Raw genomic sequence first — 23,764 nt, forward strand, 5'->3', positions numbered from 1 at the left:
GGTGCTCTGCAAACCCTTCCATTACTTGCAACGTCTTGCTAACGTCCCCGCAACATGCGAGAGCAGCGGCGCAGCATCCATGCGCCGGATGGCAAGAATTCCAGAGGTTTCCACTGGCGGGCCGCCCTTCCCCCGGCGGACCCCCATGACGACAGGAGCACCGATGCGCATCCGTACCGCGGGTGTGGTCGCCCTCTTCGCCCTGGCCCTCGCCGCCTCGGGCTGCGGTGGCGACAGCGACGAGCCGGCCGCGAAGGACACCCCCAAGGCCGCCGGCGGCAAACTGGTGATCTGGGCGGACGACAAGCGGACCGCCGCCCTCAAGCCGTTCGCCGAGAAGTTCGGCCAGGAGAACGGTGTCACCGTCGAGGTCCAAGCCGTCAGCAAGGACCTGCAGACCAACTTCGTCACCGCGTCCCAGCAGGGCAGCGGCCCGGACGTGGTGGTCGGCGCACACGACTGGATCGGCAACCTGGTGCAGAACGGCGCCATCGACCCGGTGCAGCTCGCCGCCGAGCAGAAGAGCGCCTTCAACGCGACAGCCATCAAGGCGGTCACCTTCAACGGTCAGCTCTACGGCGTGCCGTACGCCCAGGAGAACCTGGCGCTGATCCGCAACACCGAGCTGGCCCCGGAGGCGCCGAAGACCATTGAGGACCTGGTCGCCACCGGCAGGACGCTCAAGGCGTCGAAGAAGGCCACCGAGACGCTCTGCCTCCAGGTCGGCCAGAACGGCGACGCGTACCACATCTACCCGCTGTACACCTCGGCCGGCGGTTATCTCTTCGGGACCGGCGCCAACGGGGACTACGACCCGAAGGACCTGGGCGTGGGCAAGCCCGAGTCGATCGAAGCCTTCAAGAAGATCGGCGCGCTCGGCGAGAAGGGCGCGGGCGTGCTCAAGCGCTCCATCGCGGACACCAACTCGATCGCCACCTTCACCGGCAGGAAGTGCGCGTACCTGGTCTCCGGGCCGTGGGCCGTGGCCGACGTGAAGAAGGCCAACATCACGTACGACATCTCGGCGATCCCCGGCTTCGCCGGCGGCAGGGAGGCCCAGCCGTTCGTGGGCGTGCAGGCGTTCTACGTCGCCGCCAAGGGCAAGAACAAGGCGCTGGCCCAGGAGTTCGTGGCCAACTACACCACCACTCCCGAGCTGGCCGTCGCGCTGTACAACGCCGAGCCCCGGCCGCCGGCGCTGACCGCCGCCCTCGACCAGGTCAAGGGCACCGACCCGGACCTGGCCAAGTTCCAGGAGGCGGGCAGGAACGGGCAGGTGCTTCCGGCCATCCCGGCGATGGCAGCGATCTGGGACCCGTTCGGCAAGGCCGAGGCAGCCGTCATCGGCGGGGCAGACCCGACCAGCACCATCACCGCGGCCGGCAAGACCATCTCCGGCCAGATCAAGTAATGAGTACGCCGCTGTCCGGCCCGGGGTCTGCCACGCAGGCCCCGGGCCGGGAGCCCGCCGGCTCCCGCCCTCCGCGCTCTTGTCCGTCGCGTACCCGCGACGACGCGCCGATCACGGTGACCGGGCTCGCCGGCAAGGTGCTCCTGCTCGGCCTGACCGCCGGTGTCGCGGTCTGGGCGGCGTTCCCGCTCATCGCCGCCGGGATGTGGCCCGGCCTGGCACTGCTGGCGGCGTCCACCGCCGGGCTGTTCTACCTGTACCTCACCCGCCGGCACATCCCGGCCAAGTACCTGGTCCCGGGAACCCTGTTCCTGCTCGCCTTCCAGGTCTTCCCGGTGCTCTACACCGCCAGCACCGCCTTCACCAACTTCGGCGACGGGCACCGGGGCAGCAAGGACGACGCGATCGTCGCCATCGGGTCCTCGTCGGTCACCCAGGTACCCGGGTCCGCCGAGTACGCCCTGTCCATCGCCACCAAGGGCGACCCGGCCACCGGTGCGCTGGTCTTCCTGGTCACCGACCCGGGCACCGGCGCGGTCTCCGTCGGCGACACCGACGGGCTGCGCCGACTCGACCCCGCCGACGTCACTGTCGCCACCGGTGGCCGGGTCACCGCCGCCGACGGGTACACGGTGCTGACCGTCGGCCAGGCCAGCTCCCGCAGCAAGGAGATCACCGACCTGGTGGTGCCCACCCCGGTCGGTGCGGTGCGCTCCAGCGGACTGTCCCGCGCGTACGAGGGCAAGGCGGTGCGGGCGTACGACGCCGGCTGCGACTGCATCCGGGACGCCGAGACCGGGCAGACCTGGACCGCCGACGCCGAGGCGGGCGCCTTCGTCGCCGCCGACGGTGAGCGGCTGGCCCAGGGCTGGAAGGTCAATGTCGGGCTGACCAACTTCACCCGGGTCCTCACCGACGAGAACATCTCCGGCCCGTTCCTGAGCAGTCTCATCTGGAACTTCGCCTTCGCGATCGGCTCCACCGGCGGAACGTTCCTGCTCGGCATGCTGCTCGCCCTGGTCCTGCACTCGCCCCGGATGCGCGGCACCAACTTCTACCGGGTGCTGCTCGTCCTGCCGTACGCCATGCCGTCGTTCGCGATGCTGCTGGCCTGGCGGGACATGTTCAACGCCGACTTCGGCCTGATCAACAACCTGTTCGGGGTGAATGTGGACTGGTTCGGGCAGGCGTGGACGGCCCGCTTCGCTGTCATCCTCGTGCAGCTCTGGCTCGGCTACCCCTACATGTTCCTGGTCGCCACCGGCGCGTTGCAGGCCATCCCGCGTGAGCTGACCGAGGCCGCATCGGTCGACGGGGCCTCGCCCTGGCAGTCCTTCCGCGCGGTCACACTGCCGCTGCTGCTGGTCGCGCTCTCCCCGCTGCTGATCTCGTCCTTCGCGTTCAACTTCAACAACTTCAACGCGATCTACCTGACCACCGAGGGTGCGCCGTTCCCCGCCGACAACCCGGCCAACGGCGCCACCGACCTGCTCATCACGTACACCTACCGGCTGGCCTTCGGCGGGCAGGGCGCGCAGTTCGGCTTCGCCGCCGCGATCTCACTGTTCATCTTCGCCATCGTCGCTGTGGTCTCCGCGGTGAGCTTCCGGCGGACCCGCAAACAGGAAGAGGTGTACGCGTGAGCGTGGTCAACCGCAACCGCAACCTCAACCGGACCGGCCGGCGGCGTAATCGCTGGTTCGCCCAGGTCGGCTGGCGGCATCTGGTGGCCCTGCTCGGCGTGCTGTTCAGCCTCTTCCCGATCGTGTTCGTGCTCTCCGCCGCACTGAACCCGCTCGGCACGTTGTCCACCACCGAGTTGGTGCCGACCGGCGGGGTGTCCCTCGGCAACTTCGGTGGACTGTTCGAGCGAACCGCCTTCGGGCGGTGGTTCCTCAACTCGCTGCTGATCGCCGGGGTGGCGTCGTTCGCGTCGGTGTTCCTCTCGGCGCTCGCCGCGTACGCGTTCTCCCGGATGCGGTTCCGTGGCCGCCGCGTGGGGCTGCTCTCGCTGCTGCTGATCCAGATGTTCCCGCAGTTCCTGGCGATCGTGGCGATCTACCTGATCTTCGGCACGATCACCGACCTGTGGCCGTCGATCGGCTTCAACACTCCCTGGGGTCTGCTGCTGCTCTACCTGGGTGGCGCACTCGGGGTGAACACCTGGTTGATGAAGGGTTTCTTCGACACGCTGCCCCGGGAGCTGGACGAGTCGGCGACCATGGACGGCGCCTCGCACGCCCAGGTCTTCTTCCGGATCATGCTGCCGCTGGTGGCGCCGATCCTGGCGGTCGCCGGGCTGCTGGCCTTCATCGGCACCATCAACGAGTTCCTGATGGCCAACGTCTTCCTCACCAGCACGGACTCCAAGACCCTGGCGGTGGGGATGTACGGGCTGTTGGAGGGCAATGAGCGCAACAACAACTTCGGTATCTTCGCAGCCGGCACCCTGCTGACCGCGGTCCCGACGGTGCTGGTCTTCCAGTTCCTCCAGCGGTACATCGTCTCCGGACTGACCTCGGGCGCCGTCAAGGGGTGAGGTCGGGGGGCGGTCGGTCTCCGGTGGCGCGAGGTAGGGTGCTTCGGCACCGCCACGACGCTGCTCAGCGAGAGCGGGCCAGCGAACGTGTGGCGCGCCTGCTTCACTAGCCGCTGGCGGTTTCGCCGCCTCTTCATCCGCCGTCCGGTGCGGTTCCCGGGGAGAACTCTCGTGCAATTGTCGATCTTGATGCCGGTCTACAACGAAGCGGAACGCGTCGCGGAGGCACTGAAGCAGGCCCTCGCTGTGCGGTACCCGTGCGAGATTGAGATCGTGGTGGTCGACGACGGCAGTACCGACGCAACTGCGGAGATCCTCGCTCGGATGGATGACGCGCGGCTACGGGTCGTGACGCACCCGCGTAACGCGGGCAAGGGCGCGGCGATCAAGACGGCCGTGGCCAGCGCCCGCGGCGAGTACATGGTGATCCTGGACGCCGACCTGGAGTACGACCCACAGGACATTCCGAGGCTGCTGGCACCGGTCCTGCAGGGGCACGCGACGGTCGTCTACGGCAACCGCACCTTCGGCAGCCACAGCGCCTACAGCTTCTGGTACGTGGTCGGAAACCGGGGGGTCACCACGGCGGCCAACGTCCTGTTCAACTCCTACATCGGTGACCTGGAGACGTGCTTCAAGCTGATGCCGGTGGAGCTGTACCGGTCGCTGAACATCCGCTCCCGCGGGTTCGGCATGGAGGCCGAGGTGACGGGCAAACTGCTGCGGCGGCGGATCCGCCCCTACGACGTGCCGATCACCTACCGGGCGCGGGGCCGGGACGAGGGCAAGAAGATCACCTGGCGGGACGGGGTCGAGGCGTTGTGGATCCTGGGCCGGGAACGGGCCCGGCGTCGTCCGCAGGGCGTCCCCGCCAAGACGCTCGCTGACCGATGACGGCCACGAAGCACCGGAATTCGACAACTGTCGCTCGGATCGTCGTGGCGCTCGTCGGGGTGGGCTGCCTGCTCCTGACCGTCCAGGGCGCCGTTCAGGCCACCGGCCGCGGCGTCGCCCTGATGAGTGACCGGGAACATGACCTCCCCGCACTCCAGCACCAGGTGGACCTGGAGACGCTCCGGGGCCAGTTCGTCGAGCAGGTGCCCACGGGCAGCCGGATCTCGCTCACCCCGGCCCGGGCCAACAAGGACCTGTGGCGTCAGCGGTTGAGTGAGCTGGCCGTGCTGCGCGGATGTGTGGTCGTCGCGGGTGCGCCGCAGGACTACACGGTGGGCGTCGCCTCGGTGCAGCGGAAGCGGCCGACCAGCGCCGGCGTGCGGCTGGTCGTACGGAAGGTCGACTGACGACATGGATCCCACCCCGGTGCTCGCCGTACTCGCCCTCCTCGTCGCCGGCTTCCCGCTGGCCTTCGCGATCCTGCGCAGCCCCTTCCTCGCCCTGCTCCTCGCGCCCCTGGTGGCGGCGTTGCTGAGCACTGTCGCGGTGGTCCTGATGCTGGTCGTCGGCGGTCCACTGCCGCTCTGGATCGCCCTGGTGCTGGCCGCCGGGGCGGTTGGCGCCTGGTGGCTGTTGCGCCGCCCCGGCGAGCCCGCACCGTACGGGCGGTGGTCGCACGCGCTGTTGATCGCGCTGCCACTGCTCCCGCCGTGCCTCATGATCTTCGAGCCGGCCCACCAGTGGGACGCGCACTCGATCTGGTGGCTGCACGCCGGCTACTTCGCCAACGGAGGTGAGTACGCGCGTGCGACGATCGGCAGCCCCGCCTTCGTCTTCTCGCACACCGACTACCCGCCACTCGCCTCCGCGCCCGTCGCGGCCGTGTGGAGCGTCGTCGAGCCGGACTTCCGTACCGCCCAGCTCGTTGGCGCGCTGGTCACCGTCTCCGCGGTCGCGATGCTGGTCTACCTGGTCCGGCGGGCGCTGGGCCGGGTGTCCGCGCGGGTGGCCTGGGCGCTGGCCATCGCGGTGGGCCTGGCGACCTGGTCGAACGTCCCGTACGCGGTGACCGGCGGGCTCGCCGACGCGCTCTGGTCCGCCGCCTTCGCCGGAGCGGTGGTGGCCCTGCTGCTCAGTGCGGAACCACTGCGCCGACCCCTGTTGCCGCTGTTGCTGCTCACCGTCGCGGCGCTCAGTAAGAACGAGGGGCTGATCGCCGCCGCGGGCCTGGCCGTGCTGGTCACCGTGCGGGCCCGCGCCGACCTGCGGCGAGCCGCGCTGGTCTGGCTGCCGGTGCTGGCCGGGGGCGCCTGGGCGGTGCTGGCCCGCCTGTTGGACGCCCAGTCGGACATCACCAACGGCGGCTCGGGTGACCGGGGCGCGGAGGTGGTGGAGCGGTTCCAGTTCACCATCGCGGCCCTGTGGGACGTGGTCGGTCCGGTGCTGGTGGGCGCTGCCGTGGTGGCGCTGCTCGGCACGCTGTTCCTGCGAGGGCGACGGCGTGCCGCCGGGCTTGCGGCGGACGGCTGGGTGTGGGCGGCCAACGGCTACTACCTTGCTGTTCTGGTCGGGACGTACCTGTCCGGCCCGAACGACATCGAGTGGTGGCTGGCGACCTCGGTGCACCGGGTGACGCTGCCGGTGCTGCTCCTGGCTGCGGTGAGCCTCGCCGGATGGGTCGCCGTCGCGTTCGGCGGTGACAGCCGGGCGGAGTCGCAACCGGTGCTCGACCAGCCGCGCGAGCCGGCCCTGTCTGGTGCCACCCCCACAGCGACCGGTTGATCGACTGATCCACGCCCATCGGCGGTTCCCACTACTACGATTCGTCGTTCATAGGGAAGTATGGCGACCGTGGAAGCTCTCAGACTCATCCTCCTCTACGTCCATCTGATCGGGTTCGCCCTGCTGCTCGGTGGCTCGATCGCCCAGTACGCCAGCGGTCGGCTACGCATCAACCCGGCCATGCTGTGGGGCGCGGTGATCCAGTTGCTGACCGGGCTCGGCCTCTCCGCGCCGCTGCGCGACGGCGACGAGCCGGCGCCGGCAAAACTTGTGACGAAGTTGGTGATCGCCCTGCTGATCTTCGTCATGGTCTTCTTCTCCCGGAAGCGGGACGTGGTCAACCGCGGTCATTTCCTCGCGATCGTCGGTCTGACCCTGGTCAACGCGGCGGTCGCGGTCTTTTGGCGGTAACGTCCGAGGAGGAAGGCGCCTCCAGAAAACGGACGTTACGGACGCCTCGGCGCTCGCTTACCAGTACGAAGAGTGACGTGCCCCACGCAAGGGTTACACCCGGGTAACAGGCGTTCAACAGTCGTGCACGATTGTCGGCCGGTGGGTGGGCGCAGGCGTACGCTCCCGTCCGTAACGTGGGACAGCCGGCGGCATACCGCAGGTCGGCTGATGGGCTGCCACCGCATTAGGCGCGGTGTGCAATGGGAAGGAGACGTCTTGCGCTCGGTGCGTGGGATGCGGATCGCCTCGATCTTCGCGGTGGGTGGGCTCGCGCTCACCGCCGCCGCTTGTGGCGAGGCCCCCAAGGATGACAACAACGCCGGCAGTGGCGCCAAGAAGTTCAGCGCCTGCATGGTGACCGACGTCGGCGGCATCGACGACAAGTCGTTCAACACCTCGGCCTGGAAGGGTCTGCAGGAGGCCAAGGCCGCCAACGACAACATCGACATCAAGTTCGTCGCGTCCAAGGCCGAGGCCGACTACGAGCCGAACCTGACGCAGTACGTCAACCAGAAGTGCGACTTCATCCTGGCGGTCGGTGGCCTGATGGCCAACGCCACCTCGAAGATCGCCAAGGCGAACCCGAACCAGGAGTTCGGCATCGTCGACGCGAACCCGGGTGACGCCAACGTCTACCCGATGCAGTTCGACACCGCCCAGGCCGCGTTCCAGGCCGGCTACCTCGCCGCTGGGATGAGCAAGACCGGCAAGGTGGGCACCTACGGTGGTCTGCCGATCCCGCCGGTCACCATCTTCATGGACGGCTTCGTCGACGGTGTGACGTACTACAACACCACGAAGAAGAAGAACGTCCAGGCGCTGGGTTGGAACAAGCAGACCCAGAAGGGTTCGTTCACCAACGACTTCGCCAAGCAGGACGAGGGCAAGAAGGTCTCCGACGCGCTGGTCGCCCAGGGCGCGGACATCATCATGCCGGTCGCCGGCGGCTCCGGCCTCGGCACCACCGCCGCGGCCAAGGCCTCGGGCGGCAAGTACAGCACCATCTGGGTGGACGTCGACGGCTGCGAGAGCACCCCAGACTGCGCGGCCATCATCACCACAGTGGTCAAGAACATCCCGGAGGCCGTCAAGGAGGCCGTGGTCAAGGCCGCCGCTGGCGACAAGCTGCCGGCCAACCCGGGCTTCGTCGGCACCCTCGCCAACAGCGGTGTCTCGATCGCCCCGTACCACGACTTCGACAGCAAGGTTCCGGCCGAGCTGAAGGCCGAGGTCGACAAGATCAAGGCGGACATCGCCGCCGGCACCATCACCGTCACCTCGAAGGCCCAGCCGACCAAGTGACAACCGGCCGGCCCCTCCGGTGAGATCATCGGGAGGATCGGCGGGGGACAGGTACGACCGATCGGCCGCTCCGGCTCTGCGGGTACCCCGCGGGGGTCGGAGCGGCCGATCGCGCACCACGGCGGCCGGCCCGGTCCGGCCGGTCCACTGCAGCTAGGCTGCACCATCGCTCGCACTCCAGGAGGTTGCGCTGAGACTCGAACTGCGCGGCATCACCAAGCGGTTCGGTGATCTGGTCGCCAACGATCACATCGACCTGACGGTGGAGCCTGGAGAGATTCACGCCCTCCTCGGCGAGAACGGCGCGGGCAAGTCGACCCTGATGAACGTGCTCTACGGGCTCTACCAGCCCGACGAGGGCGAGATCCTGGTCGACGGCAAGCCGCTGAAGCTGAAGGGCCCGTCCGACGCGATCGGGGCCGGGATCGGCATGGTGCACCAGCACTTCATGCTGGTGCCGGTGTTCACCGTCGCCGAAAACATCATGCTCGGCGCCGAGCAGGTCCGGGGCGGCATCGCCGGCTTTCTTGACCGGCGTCGGGCCCGGCGCGAGGTCACCGAGGTGTCCGAGCGCTACAACCTGCGGGTCGACCCGGACGCGGTGATCGAGGACCTGCCGGTCGGCATCCAGCAACGAGTCGAGATCGTCAAGGCGCTCACCCGCGACGTCGACCTGCTCATCCTGGACGAGCCGACCGCTGTGCTCACCCCGCAGGAGACCGAGGAACTGCTGACGGTCATGCGGTCGCTCAAGGCGGCCGGAAAGTCGATCGTCTTCATCACCCACAAGCTCGGCGAGGTCAAGGCCATCGCCGACCGGATCACGGTGATCCGACGCGGAAAGACCGTCGCCACCGCCTCACCCGAGGCCAGCCGGGACGAACTGGCCGCGTTGATGGTCGGGCGCAACGTCCGGCTCACCGTGGACAAGACCCCGGCCACACCGGGCGAGCCCGTGCTGGAGGTGGCCGGGCTCGTTGTCGACGACGACCGGCAGATCCGCGCGGTCGACGGGGTGGACCTGACCGTGCGCGCGGGTGAGGTGCTCGGCGTGGCGGGCGTACAGGGCAACGGTCAGACCGAGCTGATCGAGGCGGTCATGGGCCTGCGCCCGGTGCTCGCCGGCACGATCAGCCTGGCCGGCGACCGGATCGACGGCTGGAAGCCGAAGAAGGTGCTCCGGGCGGGCGTCGGCTACGTGCCCGAGGACCGCAGCGTGGACGGCCTGGTCAAGGAGTTCAGCGTCGCGGAGAACCTGGTGCTGGACATTTACGACCGACCGCCGTTCGGTGCCGGGCTCGCGCTGAGGCCGGACGCGATCGCCGCCTCGGCGAAGGAGCGGATCGAGCAGTTCGACGTCCGTACCTCATCGGCCGACGCGGCGGTGGGGACCCTCTCCGGCGGCAACCAGCAGAAGGTGATCGTGGCCCGGGAGCTGTCCCGGCCGCTGAAGCTCCTCATCGCCGCCCAGCCGACCCGTGGCGTCGACGTCGGGTCGATCGAGTTCATCCACAGCCAGATCATCCACGAACGGGACGTCGGCACCGCCGTCATGGTGGTCTCCAGCGAACTCGACGAGGTGATCGGGTTGGCCGACCGGATCGCGGTGATGTACCGCGGTCGAATCATCGGCATCGTCGGCCCGGACACCCCGCGTGAGGAGATCGGTCTGCTGATGGCCGGCATCAGCCCGGACGCGGCCCACGACGCCACCGAGGGCCCGGCGAGCGCCGATGGTTCCGCGAGCGAGGACAAGGCATGAGCAAGCGCCAGCGAGCGAATCATCGTTGTCGGGGTCTGGTGCCTCATGGCGTCATGCAGCGAAGCGGAGTGACGGCATGACCAACCCCAACCCGCAGTCGGGCTCCCCGGACAAGGAGCCGGCGAGCGAGGCGCAGGCCGCGCAGAACGCGCTCGGCAACACCGAACGGGCCGAGGTGGCGACCGAGCCGGACCGCTCGGTGGCGAAGCCGGCCCCGGAGCCGGAGCCGAAGCCGAGCCTGGGCCGGTTGTTCCTGGACAACCTCTGGGCGGCCAACACCTTCACCGTGACGCTGCTGTCGTTGGTGCTGGCGATCGTGGTCGGCGCGGTGCTGATGATCATTTCTGATCCCGAGGTGCTCTCCACCTACTCGTACATCACCTCGCGCCCGTCCGACGCGATCAACTCCAGTTGGACGCTGGTCAGCGAGGCGTACGCGAACCTGTTCAAGGGCTCGGTCTTCGACCCCGAGGCGTTCTCCGGCTGGTTGGACGGCGCCAACGGCTGGCAGGCAGTGCTCGCGCCGATCTCGGAGACGCTGACCTACGCGGCGCCGCTGGTCTTCACCGGTCTGTCGGTGGCGCTGGCCTTCCGCGGCGGCCTGTTCAACATCGGCGCCCAGGGCCAGGCCACCATCGGCGTGATCATGGCGGCGCTGGCCGGCTTCCTGCTGCCGCTGCCGCCCGGCCTGCACCTGCTGGTGGCGGTGCTGGCCGGCGCGCTGGGTGGAGCGATCTGGGGTTTCATCCCCGGCATCCTCAAGGCCCGTGCCGGCGCGCACGAGGTGATCAACACGATCATGCTCAACTACGTCGCCACGTACTTCCTCACCTGGTTGATCGTGCAGAACGGCGTGCAGGACCCGAACCGCACCGACGCGATCAGCAAGGCGGTGGACAGCTCCGCCCAGTTGCCCCGACTGCTCGGCGACAACCTGCGGGTGCACGCCGGCATCCTGCTCGCCGTGCTGGCCACCTGGGCGGTCGCCTGGCTGCTGAACCGCTCGACGCTCGGCTTCGAGCTGCGCGCTGTCGGCGCCAACCCGGACGCCGCCCGGACCGCCGGCATCAGCGTCACCCGGACGTACATCCTGATCATGGTCTTCGCCGGGATCCTGGCCGGCCTCGGCGGCTCGAACATGGTGCTCGGATCCACCGCCAGCGCGTTGACTCCGCTGGTGGTCGCGCAGATCGGCTTCGACGGCATCCTGGTGGCGCTGCTCGGGCGGGTGAAGCCCTGGGGTGTGCTGCTGGCCGCGCTGCTGTTCGGTGCGCTTCAGGCCGGTGGTAACCGGATGCAGTCGTACTCCGGGATCTCGCTGGAGCTGGTGACAGTGCTCCAGGCGCTGATCGTCATCTTCATCGCCGCACCGGCCCTGGTGAAGGCGATCTTCCAGCTCCGGGCCGCGCGTGCCGCCCGGTTGCAGACGAGCCTGGCGAAGGGCTGGTAACTCATGTCCACCATGGCTGTCCCCGACATCGCGGTCGCCCCGGTCGACGAGGGCTTCTGGACCCGCAGCCGGAAGGTCGGTCTCACGCTGCTGGCGCTCGGCCTGCTGTCCGCGGTGCTCTTCGGCGCGCTCGCCACCGACCAGCAGGCCCGGTTCACACTCAGCGACGACGCGGCCGGTGCCGCATTGGAGATCAACGGAACGATCGGGGCGATCCTGTTCGGGATCATCACGATCGCGGCCGGCGCGGCGCTGCTCGCCGGTGTGCCGAAGCGGTGGTTCCTCCCCGTGCTCGGCGTCGGGCTGGTCGCCTTCGTGCTGTCGTTCCTCTGCTGGCAGGTCTCCGCCGCGCCGGCCGGGCAGAACTTCATGCCGCTGGTCAACATCATCCGGGGCACGTTCATCCTGGCCCTGCCGCTGATCTTCGGCGCGCTCGCCGGGGTGCTCTGCGAGCGGTCCGGCGTGGTCAACGTGGCCATCGAGGGCCAACTGCTGATGGGCGCGTTCAGCGGCGCGCTGTTCGGCAGCATCTCCGGCAGCGTCTGGGTGGGCCTGGTCGCCGCCGCCATCGGCGGCGCGTTCATCTCGCTGCTGCTGGCCGTCTTCGCCATCCGCTACCTGGTCGACCAGGTCGTCATGGGTATCGTGCTGAACCTGCTGGCCGTCGGCGTCACCGGCTTCCTCTACGAGCGGCTGATGCAGACCGACGCCGCGAAGTACAACAGCGCGCCCCGCTTCAGCAACTGGGAGATCCCGCTGCTGAAGGACATCCCGGTGCTCGGTCCGGCGTTGTTCCGCGGCAACATCTTCCTGTACCTCGGGCTGCTCCTGGTGCTGGTGATCCACATCGGGCTGTTCCGCACCCGGTGGGGGCTGCGGACCCGCTCGGTCGGCGAGCACCCGATCGCCGCCGACACGCTCGGCGTCAAGGTGCTGCGGGTCCGCTACCGCAACGTGCTGCTGGCCGGCGTGGTCGCCGGCATCGGTGGCGCGTCCTACACGCTGGCGCTCTACTCGTTCACCAAGAACATGATCGGCGGTAAGGGCTTCATCGCCCTGGCCGCGCTGATCTTCGGCCGGTGGAACCCGACCGGCGCGCTGCTCGCCGCGCTCTTCTTCGGCTTCGCCGACCAGCTCGCCACCTACCTGGGGGCCATCAACAGCGTCATCCCCAGCCAGTTCCTGGCCATGTTGCCGTACCTGGCGACCATCCTGGCCGTCGCCGGGCTGGTCGGTCGGGTCCGGGCACCGGCCGCCGACGGCAAGCCGTACATCAAGGGCTGACGCAGGTTCCTTCACCGAGATCAGGTGATGAAAAGTAGGTGTCAGGGGGTTCTCTGACCTACTTTTCATCACTTGATCACGGAAGGGAGTGCTGTGGCGCGGCCGAGTTTCCGAGGGCTGCCCCTGCACCCGGCCCTGCCCGCTTCTGACCTGGGCTACGTGGGCAGAATGGTGGCATGACCGACATTGACTGGGCGCGGCTGCGCGCCGCCGCCACCGACGCGATGCGGCACGCGTACGCGCCGTATTCGACGTTCCCGGTCGGCGCGGCCGCGCTGGTCGACGACGGCCGCGTCGTGGTCGGCTGCAACGTGGAGAACGCCGCGTACGGGGTGACGCTGTGCGCCGAGTGCGGGGTGGTTTCCAGCCTGCACGCCACCGGTGGCGGTCGGCTCGTGGCGCTCTCCTGCGTCGACGCGACGGGCGAGCCGTTGATGCCGTGCGGCCGCTGCCGCCAGCTGCTCTGGGAGCACGGCGGGCCGGAGTGCCTGATCGAGAGCAAGACCCGGCCACTGCGGATGGCCGAGCTGCTGCCGCACGCCTTCGGCGTGGAGGATCTGGAGGCCGTCACCGGGGAGACGCCGGTGCCGGTGGTCCCGGAGCGGCTCGCTGCCTGGCGCGGGCGCGGCACCGTCTTCGTGCACCCGGACATGTCCGCTGGTCAGCAGGTCTGGACGGCGTACTGGGAGAGGTCGGCCGGCGACGACGCCGGCGCCGAGACCGGGGTGCTGGAGGAGGCGCCGAGCTGGGACGACCCGGCCGAGGCGATCACCTGGGGCCTGGCCCGGACACCGCGTGTGGTGGTGGTCGACGCGACCGGCACCATCTTCTGGGCCGGCGAGGGTGAGCCGCCTTTGGAGATCCCGGTTCGCTGGGGTTGAGCTTGGGGGCGGGGGCCGACCGTGCCCGGCTCCGGGCGGTCAGGGTTGATCCCTCCGCCGGGCACGGTCGGCCCCCGCCCCGACGTGGTCAGCGGCCGCCGGTCGGGATCTGCAACAGACGAGGAAAGATCTTCTGATGAGTGGTTTTGCTGCTGTTGACGTTATTCGGGTCAAGCGGGATGGGGGTGTGCTGTCGGACGCGCAGATCGACTGGGTGGTCGACGCGTACACCCGGGGGGTTGTCGCCGACGAGCAGATGTCCGCGCTGGCGATGGCGATCCTGCTCAACGGCATGACCGGCCCGGAGATCGCCCGGTGGACCGCCGCGATGATCGCCAGCGGTGAGCGGCTGGACCTGTCGGCGGTGCGCCGGCCGACTGTCGACAAGCACTCCACCGGCGGCGTCGGCGACAAGATCACTCTGCCGCTCACCCCGCTGGTGGCGGCGTGTGGCGCGGCCGTACCGCAGCTGAGCGGTCGGGGTCTCGGGCACACCGGCGGCACGCTGGACAAGTTGGAGTCCATCCCGGGCTGGCGGGCCACGGTGAGCAACGACGAGTTCATCGCCCAGTTGGACGAGGTCGGCGCGGTGATCTGCGCGGCCGGTGCCGGGCTCGCCCCCGCCGACCGCAAGCTGTACGCGTTGCGCGACGTGACAGGCACCGTCGAGGCGATCCCGCTGATCGCCAGCTCGATCATGAGCAAGAAGATCGCCGAGGGCACCGGGGCGCTCGTCCTCGACGTCAAGGTCGGCTCGGGCGCCTTCATGAAGTCCGCCGACCAGGCCCGCGAGTTGGCGCGCACCATGGTCGAACTGGGCGGGGCGCACGGGGTGCGGACGGTCGCCCTGCTCACCGACATGTCCACCCCGCTCGGCCTGGCGATCGGCAACGCTGTCGAGGTGACCGAGTCGGTCGAGGTGCTGGCCGGTGGTGGACCGGCCGACGTGGTGGAACTGACCCTCGCGCTGGCCCGGGAGATGCTCGACGCCGCCGGTCTGCCGGACGCCGACCCGGCGGCGGCGCTGCGCGACGGCCGGGCCATGGACTCCTGGCGGGCGATGATCCGGGCGCAGGGCGGCGACCCGGACGCGACGATGCCAGCGGCCGCCGAGGTGGAGGTGGTCCGCGCCGAGCGGGACGGGTACGTCGCGGCGATCGACGCGTACGCCATGGGGGTTGCGGCGTGGCGGCTCGGCGCGGGTCGGGCGCGCAAGGAGGACCCGGTCAGCGTGCCGGCCGGTGTGGTGTTGCACAAGCGGCCAGGTGACGAGGTGCGGGCCGGTGACCCGCTCTACGAGCTGCGTGCCGACGACGCGACGCGGATTCCGGCCGCGCTGACCGAGGCCGCCAACGCGGTGCGGATCGCGTCGACGGCCCCGGCGGCGACGTCGTTGGTCATCGAACGCATCGGCTGATCGATCCGGCGTCGCCCTGGCGTGGTGCCGGTCATCTGGGAGCGCTATTGTCCCAGGCCAAGGGGGGACAACCGGCCTTGCGCCGGCGCGAGCAGACAGGAAGACCCGCCGTGACAGTTGCTGCCCCCGACCCACGTGAGGTGCGCGAGGCGAGCCTGGACGAGCTGTCCCGGCTCGGCCTGCCGTTGCCGCCGGCCCAGTTTCCCCTCGTCTGGGAGCCGGGTGACCAGATCGATCTGCGCCCGACCGTGGAGATCGAGGCGCGGATCGCGGTGCTGCACCTGATCCTGGCCCGCTGTTTCGGGATGCCCCCGCAGGCGGCGATGAGCTGGCTGCTCGGCTCGCACCTGGTCGACATGGTCACCCCGCCGGAGTGGCAGTTCGTGATGGGCGGCAAGGGTGACCACCGGTCGTTCGTGCTGCACCACGACGCGCTGTTCGCGCTGGCCTGGGTGCTCGGGCTGAGCAAGCAGCTCGACCCGACGCTGGCCGTCGACGAGCGGCTGGTCGAGCGGCTGCCGCACATCGCCGAGGGGGAGACCTTCCCGCACTGGCGCTCCCGGATCCTCACCGCGCCGCAGCACCCGGCCGACGCGGCAGCCCTGCTGGATCTGCACTACTGCCTGGACTGGGCGTACCTGGAGACCGAGCGCGGCGGCCGGCGTGCGCCGGGCCTGGTCGACGCGAACGCGATCGGGCAGCGGCGTTGGGCGCTGGAGTGGGCGGTGATCCTGCGCGGGCCGTACCACGACGAGCCGCCCGGCTGGGAAGAGGTCGACCTCTCCACCTGACGTCAGCGAGGTCGCAGGACGTCGAGCCGGACCGCCACTGTGACCCGGACCGGTTCGGGCAGCGCCGCCAGCCGGGCGGCGAGCGCGCCCGGGTCGGTGTGCCAGGCGCTGGGGCCCATCCCGACCAGTGTGGCGACCTCCGCCTGGGTCAGCGCCAGCTCCGCCCGGTGCACGACGGAGCTGACCGGCGTGAAGTGCCCGCCCAGACTGCCGGCCACCCGGTCGGCCTTGTCCGGGTCAACCCGCAGCAGGTCGAGGGCGTCCACCAACTCGGCGAGGTGGTCGGTGTCGGGCGTGACCACCAGCAACGTGCCGGCCGGGTCGAGCACCCGGTGGAACTCCGGGCCGTTGCGCGGGGCGAAGACGTTCAGCAGTACGGCGGTCGAGGCGTCGGCGAGCGGCAGTCGCTGCCACGTGTCGGCGAGCGCTGCGGCGGCCCGGGGATGCGCGCGGGCCGCGCGGCGCAGCGCCGGCTTGGACACGTCCAGGGCCAGACCCACGGCGTCCGGCAGCGCCGCCAGCACCGCGCCGAGGTATCGGCCGGTGCCCGCGCCGGCATCCACCACCAGGGGGTACGCCCCGACGTCGGGCGTCGGCGTCGGCGTCGCGCGGAGCCGACCGACGGCTTCCGTCGCGGCGTCGCGGAGGGCGGCCGAGATGAGGTCGTAGTGCCCGGCGGCGAGGAAGCCCGCCCGGGCGGCCACCATCTCAGCACTGTCGCCGACGTGCGGCGCGCGCCCGGCGAGGAGGTTGACGTAACCCTGCCGGGCGATGTCGAAGCTGTGCCGGCGCGGGCAGCGCAGCGCACTGGTGGTGCCGGCGGTCGCCTCGGCCAGTGGCTCGCCGCAGACCGGGCAGCGCAGTCGGTCGAGGATGCGGAGGTCCACGTCAGGCCTTCGCTGCGGGCTGCGGCCGGGTGGCCGGAGGGCCCGGGTCGGCGAGGTGGTCGACCACCCGGTGGGTGAGCGCGCCGAGGGCGTCGACCTCCGCGGGGGTGAGCAGGTCGATCAGGTGCCGGCGGACGGCGGTCACGTGACCGGGTGCGGCGGACTCGATGGCCTGCCGGCCCGCCGGGGTGAGCACGACGATCGAGCCGCGGGCATCGTCGGCGCACTCCTCGCGGGTCACCAGGCCACGCTGCTGCATCCGGCTCAGGTGGTGGGAGAGCCGGCTACGTGACCACAGCATCCTGTCCGCCAGCTCGCTGAGGCGCAGGCGCCCCTGGGGTGTCTCGGAGAGGTCGGACAGCACGTCGTAGTCCGGCTCGGAGAGGCCGGCGTCCTGGGTCAGCTCCCGGGCCAGCTCCAGGTCGAGCAGTCGACGCATCCGGCGGTAGCCGCGCCAGGCGCGGTCCTCCCGCTCGTCCAGCCACCGGGGTGCGTCCATGCTCCCAGTCTAGCCATTTTGTTGACATGTCATCGAGCGCCCCCTACGGTCGATGACATGTCAACAAACCGGCTGTGGGAGTTGTTCGGTCAGCGGGGGCGCGGAGTGCTGGTCACAGTGCGCCGGGACGGGCGGCCCCAGCTGTCCAACCTCGACTACCTGGCCGAGCCGGGGTTGATCCGCTGCTCCACCACCGGGGGCCGGGCGAAGGTGCGCAACCTGCGCCGCGATCCCCGGGCCAGCTTCCACGTGACCACGCCGGACGGCGGCGCGTACGCGGTCGCCGAGGGGACCGTGACGCTCACCGAGCCGGCAGTGGCCGCCACCGACGAGACGGTCGACGAGCTGGTCGAGGTCTACCGCCGTATTCGTGGCGACCACCCGGACTGGGCGGACTACCGCGCCGCCATGGTTGCCGACGGGAGGCTCGTGATCCGCCTCGACGTCCACCGGGTGTACGGGTGGCGGCCATGACGCCCGGCCGGTCCCGTACCGGACCGCCCAGGCCGCTGACTAGGGTCTGAGCATGGTCGCAACTATCCGGTACGAGGACATCGTCAAGGTCCCGAAGGCGCTGCTGCACGACCACCTCGACGGCGGGCTGCGGCCGGCGACGATCGTCGACCTGGCCGCCGAGGTGGGCCACGAACTGCCCACCACCGACCCGGAGGCGCTCGGACGCTGGTTCGCGGACGCGGCGGACTCCGGTTCCCTGGAGCGCTACCTCGAGACGTTCGCACACACCGTGGCGGTCATGCAGACCGCGCCCGCGCTGCGTCGGGTGGCCCGCGAGTGCGCCCTGGACCTGGCCACCGACGGCGTGGTCTACGCCGAGGTGCGCTTCGCCCCGGAGCAGCACCTGGAACGGGACCTCAGCCTGGACGAGGTGGTCGAGGCGGTGCTGGCCGGGTTCGCCGAGGGCACCGCCCAGGCGGTCGAGGCGGGCCTGACCATCCGGGTGGGCACCCTGCTCACCGCGATGCGGCATGCCGCCCGCTCCCAGGAGATCGCCGAGCTGGCCGTGCGGCACCGGGACGCCGGGGTGGTCGGCTTCGACATCGCCGGCGCCGAGGCGGGCTTTCCGCCCACCCGGCACCTGGACGCCTTCGAATACCTCCAGCGGGAGAACTTCCACTTCACCATCCACGCGGGCGAGGCGTTCGGTCTGCCGTCGATCTGGCAGGCGATCCAGTGGTGCGGAGCGGACCGGCTCGGCCACGGGGTGCGGATCGTCGACGACATCGCCCCCGACGGCTCGCTCGGCCGGTTGGCCGCGTACGTCCGGGACAAGCGGATCCCCCTGGAGCTGTGCCCCTCGTCGAACGTGCAGACCGGCGCGGTGGCCTCGATCGCGGACCACCCGATCGGCCTGCTGCGGGACCTGCGCTTCCGGGCCACCGTCAACACCGACAACCGGCTGATGAGTGGCACCTCGATGTCGCGGGAGATGTCGCTGCTGGTGGAGACGTTCGGCTACGGCTGGAAAGAGTTGCAGTGGTTCACCATCAACGCGATGAAGAGCGCCTTCATCCCGTTCGACGAGCGGCTGCGGATCATCGATGACGTGATCAAGCCGGCGTACGCGAAGTTGCTGGCCTGAGCTCAGCCATGGGGGTGGCCGGCGAGCAGCCCGGCCACCCGGCGCAGCACCTCCCGAGCCCGGGCCGCCTCCGCGCCGAGGCCCATCTGTCGACGCAGCACAGCGGGCTCGGCCCGCAGCAGCGCCACCCCGCGCCGAATCAGCAGCCGAGGCGCCTTGCGCTGCTCGGACAGGTCACGGGCGAGCCGGCGCAGGAAGGTGGCACCGCGCGGGCGGCGCAGCGCGTACGCCCCGGCGAGCAGGCCACGGCGACGGCATTCCTCGACGATCTCGGCGGCGAAGATCCCTTCGGCCACGAAAAGTGGCGATCCGGCGACATTAAATGGCCGGGTGGCCACCCGTCGATCTGCGCCGATCGCATAAACCGGCACATCGGCTCGGCCCTCGCGGGCAAGTTGGGCAATGATTTCCACCGCACTGAGGGCGTCCCAGGAGTGCGGCGATTCCCAATCCACCTGGCCGTTTCGTCTCGGCAACGTAGGGTCATCGCCGTCTTTGTAGAAGTCGTCCAAGCACAGCACCGGCAAGCCGGTTTGCTGCGCTATGTACGACTTTCCGGACCCCGATGGACCGGCCAGTAGGACAACTCGGTGCGGATGTTTCATTACCTTCAGTTACTCCGGCCAGACAGACTGCTATCAAATCGCATCAACATCTCATCACACCTTCGGTTGGGGACAACCTGGGCTTTCTTCTTGTCGACCGGCGTGATGGAATCTCGGGGGTCCGACCCGCCGGGTCGGTCGCTGGGCGTTGCCCGGGGCAACGCGTTCAAGCTGTAATCGCGAGGGCGGTGACGTGAGCAAACGGCCAAAGACGGCGGGCTCCTTCCTGTCGCGGCTGCGCCGGCCGGCCAGCCGGCTCCGGGACATGCCGATCTGGTCCAAGCTCGGTCTCATCATGATCGTGCCGACCATCGCCACGGTCGTGGTGGGCACCAGTGGTCTTGTCGACCACGTGGAGACGCTCAACAATGCCAACCGAGCTGGCGACCTGGCCAACCTGTCGAGCTATTCAGGTGACCTGGTCGACACCCTCCAGGACGAGCGGACCGCCGCCGTGCTGCTGCTGGGTGCGGACGGGACGCAGCCGACGGCGCAGTACCAGGAGGCCTACAACCGGGTGAACTCCCGGGTGGACCAGGCAGCGGCGCCCTACCGGCAGCAGCGGACCGAGATCGAGGACCTGCCGAGCAGCCTGGAGAGTCTGCTCGACGGCATCGACCAGAACCTCCAGGACCTGTCGGGCGTCCGCAGTCAGGTGTTCAACGGAAAGCTCGCGCTCACCGAGACCGTGCAGGCGTACGAGGGTCTGATCACCGACCTGCTCGCCATCCGCGACTCGTCCACCCAGCTCGCCGGTGACAACCAGCTGAGCGACCGGATGCGCGCCGCCGCGGCAGTCGCCCGGGAGAAGGAGTTCCTCGCCGTACGCCGGGTCGTGGTGCACCGCGCGCTGGGGGTGAAGGGCGGGCAACGCCTGACCCCGGCACTGCGCAGGGACTACGTCGCCAGTGACACCGGCCAGCAGCAGGCCCTGCAGAGCTTCAAGGCCGTCGCCACCCCGGACGACGCCAAGTTCCACGACCAGACGGTCGCGGGCGGCGACCGCCGGCAGGCACAGAACTACACCGGCTGGATCGACGGCAACACCACCGGCAACATGCGCGGTGCGCCGTTCGGCCCGGACCAGTGGGAAGCCGCCATGACGGCCAACGCCAAGCTGATCCGCGCCGTCGAGACGAAGCTCGACAGTGAAGTGGTCAACCAGGCCGACACGCTCCGCTCGGACGTCCAGCGCCAGGTCTTCCTGGAGACCGGCCTGCTGCTCAGCATGCTGCTGCTGGCCATCCTCTTCGCCTACCTGGTGGCCCGCTCGATGGCCCGCTCACTGCGTGAGCTGCGGCAGGGCGCGCTCTCCGTGGCCCAGTACGGCCTGCCACAGGCGGTGGCCCGACTGCGCGACCCGCAGGTCGTCGGGCAGCTCTCGCCGGTGCAGCTGGCCAACCAGATCGCCGAACCGCTTCCGGTGCGCAGCAAGGACGAGTTCGGCCAGGTGACCGAGGCGTTCAACGCCGTCCACCTGGAAGCCGTCCGCACGGCCGCCGAGCAGGCGGCACTGCGCGCCTCCGTCGCGACCATGTTCGTCAACCTGGCGCGCCGTTCCCAGATCCTGGTCGACCGCCTCATCGGGCACCTCGACCGGCTGGAGCGCGGCGAAGAGGACCCGGACCGGCTGGCCGAGCTGTTCCAGCTCGACCACCTGGCCACCCGGATGCGCCGTAACGACGAGAACCTGCTGGTGCTCGCCGGTGCCGACTCCACCCGTGTGCAGCGTGAGCCGGCCGCTCTCATCGACGTGCTGCGCGCCGCGCAGTCCGAGGTCGAGCACTACACCCGGATCGAGTTCGGTGTCATCGACCGCGACATCGAGGTCGCCGCGCACGCGGTCAACGACCTGGTGCACCTCGTCGCGGAGCTGTTCGACAACGCCACAGCGTTCTCTCCGCCCGACTCGCAGGTCATGGTCGAGGCTCGCCGGGTCGGCGACCGCTCCTCGCTGTACGTCGAGGACCGCGGCATCGGCATCAGCGCCGAGCAGTTGCACGACCTCAACGAGCGGCTCGCGACGCCGCCGCAGGTGGACGTGGCCGTGTCCCGGATGATGGGCCTGGTCGTGGTCGCCCGGCTGGCGTCCCGGCACGGTGTCCGGGTCGAACTGCGCCCCGGCAACGATCGCGGCACTGTCGCCGACGTGACCCTGCCCACCTCGGTGTTGGTGCCCCGGGCGCTGTCCGGTCGGGTGCAGCAGCCTCCGGCTCTGCCGGCGGCCGGTGCTCCCCAGTTCGGTGGTCCGCAGTCCGGTGGGCCCGCGCCGGTGTTCGGCGCGCTGCCCGCGCTGGGCAACGGCCCTCGCCCGAGCGAGTCCGGCAACCAGGTCACCCTGGGCGGTCGCCCGTTCGACCCCGCGACGCGCAACGGTGCCGGCGCCCCCGCCAACGGTGGCGCGTACCGGTCGATGCCGGCCTGGTCCGATCTGACCGGCGCGGCCGGGTCGAACGGCGTCAACGGTGGCGACGGGTTCACGCCCCGGTCGGCCAACGGCCCGGGGAACGACCCGCTGCCGCAGCGCCGGGCCGGGGACGAGACCCCGACCACCGGCCAGCAGCCGTCCATCCCGCGTCAGCTGCCGAGCAGCCCCGAGGCGCACCCGTACTCGGCGCCGCCGGTCTCCGCGCAGCCCTACTCCGGCGCGCCGGTCTCCGCCTCGCCGGCCTCCGGCCAGCCCTACTCCGGCCAGCCGTACTCCGGGCAGCCCTACTCGGGTGCGCCGTACGGCGGCGCACCGGTGTCCGCCGTCCCGGCCTCCGGGCAGCCGTACTCGAACCAGCCGTACTCGGCGCCGCCGGCCTCCGGCCAGTCGTTCAGCGGCTTCGCGCCCCGATCCGCCCCGCCCGCGCAGGCACCCAGCGCCCCGGCGCCGCCGGCCTGGCCGCCAGTGCCGGGTAGCGAGCGGGACACGGCCACTCCGCCGGTGCCCGAGCGGCTCGCCGCCGCGCTGGACATGACCACGGAGCTGCCGCGGGTGCCGCGACCGGGCGAGCAGCCGGCCGCGGCCCAGCCTCCGGCTCCCGCGCCGACTCCGGCCGCAGCGGCGGCTCCGGCTCGGCCGGCTCCGCAGGCTCGGCCGGCTCCGCAGCAGCCGCAGGCTCAGAACCGTCAGCGGTACGCGGATGAGACGATGGAGCTGCCGATCTTCCGGGAGCTCGAGTCGGCCTGGTTCCGTACCCGTCGTCCGGGCTCCGAGGAGACCGCGACCGGCGCACAGCCAGTGACGAACGGCGACTCCGCGACCCAGCAGTTCGCCACGGTCGAGGCCACCGGTCGGGCAGTCCACAAGACACCACCCGGGACGACAGGTAACACACCGATGGCAGACACTCCGACGGTCGGAGGAGCGCCGCGGGACAACGGCTCCACAGCGAGCGAGGGCACCCGCCCCAGCCTCGCCGAGAGCCTGCCGAACCGCCGGCCCCAACCGCAGAGCAACGGCTGGCAGACCGCCGCCGACGACGGCTGGCGTGCTGCCACCGCCGCGGCCGGCGCGACGCCGGTGAGCGAGACGACCACGACCGGTCTGCCGAAGCGCAAGCCGATGGCGCAGCTGGTGCCCGGTGCGGTAGAGAAGCCCACCACCTCGGTCCAGCGGCGCTCCCCGGAGGCGGTTCGTGGCCTGCTCTCCGCCTACCACCGGGGCGTGCAGCGAGGGCGTAGCACCTCGGACAACCCGACCAGCCCGGAGGCGACTCCGGGAGGGCAATCCTCGCAGTCTGGCTCAGGCCCGGTGGCCGGGAGCGGGCAGAAGGAGCAAGAAGGATGACAACTACGCAGGATCTTGGTTGGCTGCTGGCCAACTTCGCCGACCGGGTGCCCGGCGTCGCGCACGCGGTCGCCGTATCGGCGGACGGCCTACTCCTCGCGTCGTCACGGGATCTGCCGCGCGACCGGGCAGACCAGCTCGCCGCGATCTCATCGGGTCTGGTCAGCCTGACCCAGGGGGCAGCACGCTGCTTCGAGGGAGGCGCGGTGTTGCAGACCGTCGTGGAGATGGACAATGGCTTCCTGTTCCTGATGTCCATCTCGGACGGCTCCTCCTTCGCCGTGCTGGCAGCCCGCAGCTCCGACGTGGGCCAGGTTGGCTACGAGATGGCGCTGCTGGTCGACCGGGTGGGCGACGCGCTGACCCCGCAGCCGCGTGCGGCTGCGGGCATGCTGGGCTGACGTTTCGCCGATCGTGGGGTCGGCGCGACTG

At 70.3% G+C, this 23,764-nt stretch carries 21 protein-coding genes; 18 read left to right on the forward strand and 3 right to left on the reverse strand.

The window, feature by feature from the left end:
- The first annotated feature begins 163 nt into the window (after positions 1-163).
- The 14 genes from ABZS40_RS02125 to ABZS40_RS02190 all read left to right on the forward strand — a co-directional run bounded on the left by ABZS40_RS02125 (position 164) and on the right by ABZS40_RS02190 (position 15,966).
- Positions 164-1,411, forward strand: coding sequence for a maltose ABC transporter substrate-binding protein (locus ABZS40_RS02125; RefSeq protein WP_354940936.1), 1,248 nt, complete (start codon positions 164-166; stop codon positions 1,409-1,411).
- Positions 1,411-3,054: an ABC transporter permease subunit gene (locus ABZS40_RS02130; RefSeq protein ID WP_354940939.1), complete on the forward strand. Its 1,644-nt coding sequence runs from the start codon at positions 1,411-1,413 to the stop codon at positions 3,052-3,054. The genes ABZS40_RS02125 and ABZS40_RS02130 overlap by 1 nt, the downstream gene beginning before the upstream one ends.
- Positions 3,051-3,950 (forward strand): sugar ABC transporter permease, encoded by a 900-nt coding sequence (locus tag ABZS40_RS02135; RefSeq protein ID WP_354940942.1) that lies wholly within the window; start codon positions 3,051-3,053, stop codon positions 3,948-3,950. The genes ABZS40_RS02130 and ABZS40_RS02135 overlap by 4 nt, the downstream gene beginning before the upstream one ends.
- Before the next feature lie 171 nt (positions 3,951-4,121).
- Positions 4,122-4,844, forward strand: a complete 723-nt coding sequence (locus ABZS40_RS02140; RefSeq protein WP_354940944.1) for a glycosyltransferase family 2 protein — start codon at positions 4,122-4,124, stop codon at positions 4,842-4,844.
- A complete protein-coding gene (locus ABZS40_RS02145; RefSeq protein WP_354940947.1) occupies positions 4,841-5,251 on the forward strand; it encodes a hypothetical protein in 411 nt (136 codons plus the stop codon). Before ABZS40_RS02140 ends, ABZS40_RS02145 begins: the two co-directional genes overlap by 4 nt.
- Before the next feature lie 4 nt (positions 5,252-5,255).
- Entirely contained in the window at positions 5,256-6,626 is a 1,371-nt protein-coding gene (locus ABZS40_RS02150) for a hypothetical protein (protein ID WP_354940950.1), read from the forward strand.
- Positions 6,627-6,695: 69 nt separating this feature from the next.
- Complete coding sequence (locus tag ABZS40_RS02155; RefSeq protein ID WP_091397247.1) at positions 6,696-7,037, forward strand: hypothetical protein; 342 nt, start codon at positions 6,696-6,698, stop codon at positions 7,035-7,037.
- Positions 7,038-7,313: 276 nt separating this feature from the next.
- On the forward strand, positions 7,314-8,381 hold the full coding sequence (locus ABZS40_RS02160; protein ID WP_238680491.1) for a BMP family ABC transporter substrate-binding protein: 1,068 nt from the start codon (positions 7,314-7,316) through the stop codon (positions 8,379-8,381).
- Between the two features lie 250 nt (positions 8,382-8,631).
- Positions 8,632-10,143, forward strand: coding sequence for an ABC transporter ATP-binding protein (locus ABZS40_RS02165; RefSeq protein ID WP_354941576.1), 1,512 nt, complete (start codon positions 8,632-8,634; stop codon positions 10,141-10,143).
- Positions 10,144-10,219: 76 nt separating this feature from the next.
- Positions 10,220-11,593 carry an ABC transporter permease gene (locus ABZS40_RS02170; RefSeq protein ID WP_354940954.1) on the forward strand — a complete coding sequence of 458 codons (1,374 nt, stop codon included), beginning with the start codon at positions 10,220-10,222 and terminating at the stop codon, positions 11,591-11,593.
- Positions 11,594-11,596: 3 nt separating this feature from the next.
- Positions 11,597-12,877 (forward strand): ABC transporter permease, encoded by a 1,281-nt coding sequence (locus ABZS40_RS02175; RefSeq protein ID WP_238680475.1) that lies wholly within the window; start codon positions 11,597-11,599, stop codon positions 12,875-12,877.
- A gap of 176 nt (positions 12,878-13,053) precedes the next feature.
- Positions 13,054-13,758, forward strand: coding sequence for a cytidine deaminase (locus ABZS40_RS02180; RefSeq protein WP_354940958.1), 705 nt, complete (start codon positions 13,054-13,056; stop codon positions 13,756-13,758).
- Positions 13,759-13,894: 136 nt separating this feature from the next.
- On the forward strand, positions 13,895-15,175 hold the full coding sequence (locus tag ABZS40_RS02185) for a thymidine phosphorylase (protein ID WP_354940961.1): 1,281 nt from the start codon (positions 13,895-13,897) through the stop codon (positions 15,173-15,175).
- Between the two features lie 110 nt (positions 15,176-15,285).
- Positions 15,286-15,966: a DUF4272 domain-containing protein gene (locus ABZS40_RS02190; protein WP_112677367.1), complete on the forward strand. Its 681-nt coding sequence runs from the start codon at positions 15,286-15,288 to the stop codon at positions 15,964-15,966.
- A 2-nt stretch (positions 15,967-15,968) separates the two neighbouring features.
- On the opposite strand, the gene ABZS40_RS02195 is transcribed toward ABZS40_RS02190, so the two are convergent.
- A complete protein-coding gene (locus tag ABZS40_RS02195; protein WP_354940964.1) occupies positions 15,969-16,853 on the reverse strand; it encodes a putative RNA methyltransferase in 885 nt (294 codons plus the stop codon).
- 1 nt (position 16,854) lies between these two features.
- Positions 16,855-17,352 carry a MarR family transcriptional regulator gene (locus ABZS40_RS02200; protein ID WP_354940967.1) on the reverse strand — a complete coding sequence of 166 codons (498 nt, stop codon included), beginning with the start codon at positions 17,350-17,352 and terminating at the stop codon, positions 16,855-16,857.
- A 57-nt stretch (positions 17,353-17,409) separates the two neighbouring features.
- Here ABZS40_RS02200 and ABZS40_RS02205 point away from each other — a divergent pair, with 57 nt between their 5' ends.
- Both ABZS40_RS02205 and ABZS40_RS02210 read left to right on the forward strand, forming a co-directional pair.
- Positions 17,410-17,826, forward strand: a complete 417-nt coding sequence (locus ABZS40_RS02205; RefSeq protein ID WP_354940970.1) for a PPOX class F420-dependent oxidoreductase — start codon at positions 17,410-17,412, stop codon at positions 17,824-17,826.
- A gap of 52 nt (positions 17,827-17,878) precedes the next feature.
- Positions 17,879-18,952: an adenosine deaminase gene (locus ABZS40_RS02210; RefSeq protein WP_354940973.1), complete on the forward strand. Its 1,074-nt coding sequence runs from the start codon at positions 17,879-17,881 to the stop codon at positions 18,950-18,952.
- Between the two features lie 2 nt (positions 18,953-18,954).
- Here the strand turns inward: ABZS40_RS02210 and ABZS40_RS02215 are convergent, their stop codons facing one another.
- Positions 18,955-19,248 (reverse strand): hypothetical protein, encoded by a 294-nt coding sequence (locus tag ABZS40_RS02215; protein ID WP_354940976.1) that lies wholly within the window; start codon positions 19,246-19,248, stop codon positions 18,955-18,957.
- Between the two features lie 502 nt (positions 19,249-19,750).
- Here ABZS40_RS02215 and ABZS40_RS02220 point away from each other — a divergent pair.
- Positions 19,751-23,332: a nitrate- and nitrite sensing domain-containing protein gene (locus tag ABZS40_RS02220; RefSeq protein WP_354940979.1), complete on the forward strand. Its 3,582-nt coding sequence runs from the start codon at positions 19,751-19,753 to the stop codon at positions 23,330-23,332.
- On the forward strand, positions 23,329-23,733 hold the full coding sequence (locus ABZS40_RS02225) for a roadblock/LC7 domain-containing protein (protein ID WP_030329023.1): 405 nt from the start codon (positions 23,329-23,331) through the stop codon (positions 23,731-23,733). The genes ABZS40_RS02220 and ABZS40_RS02225 overlap by 4 nt, the downstream gene beginning before the upstream one ends.
- Positions 23,734-23,764: the final 31 nt, after the last annotated feature.

The organism is Micromonospora sp. NPDC005324 (genome assembly GCF_040607155.1).
Taxonomy (GTDB): Bacteria; Actinomycetota; Actinomycetes; order Mycobacteriales; family Micromonosporaceae; genus Micromonospora; species Micromonospora trifolii.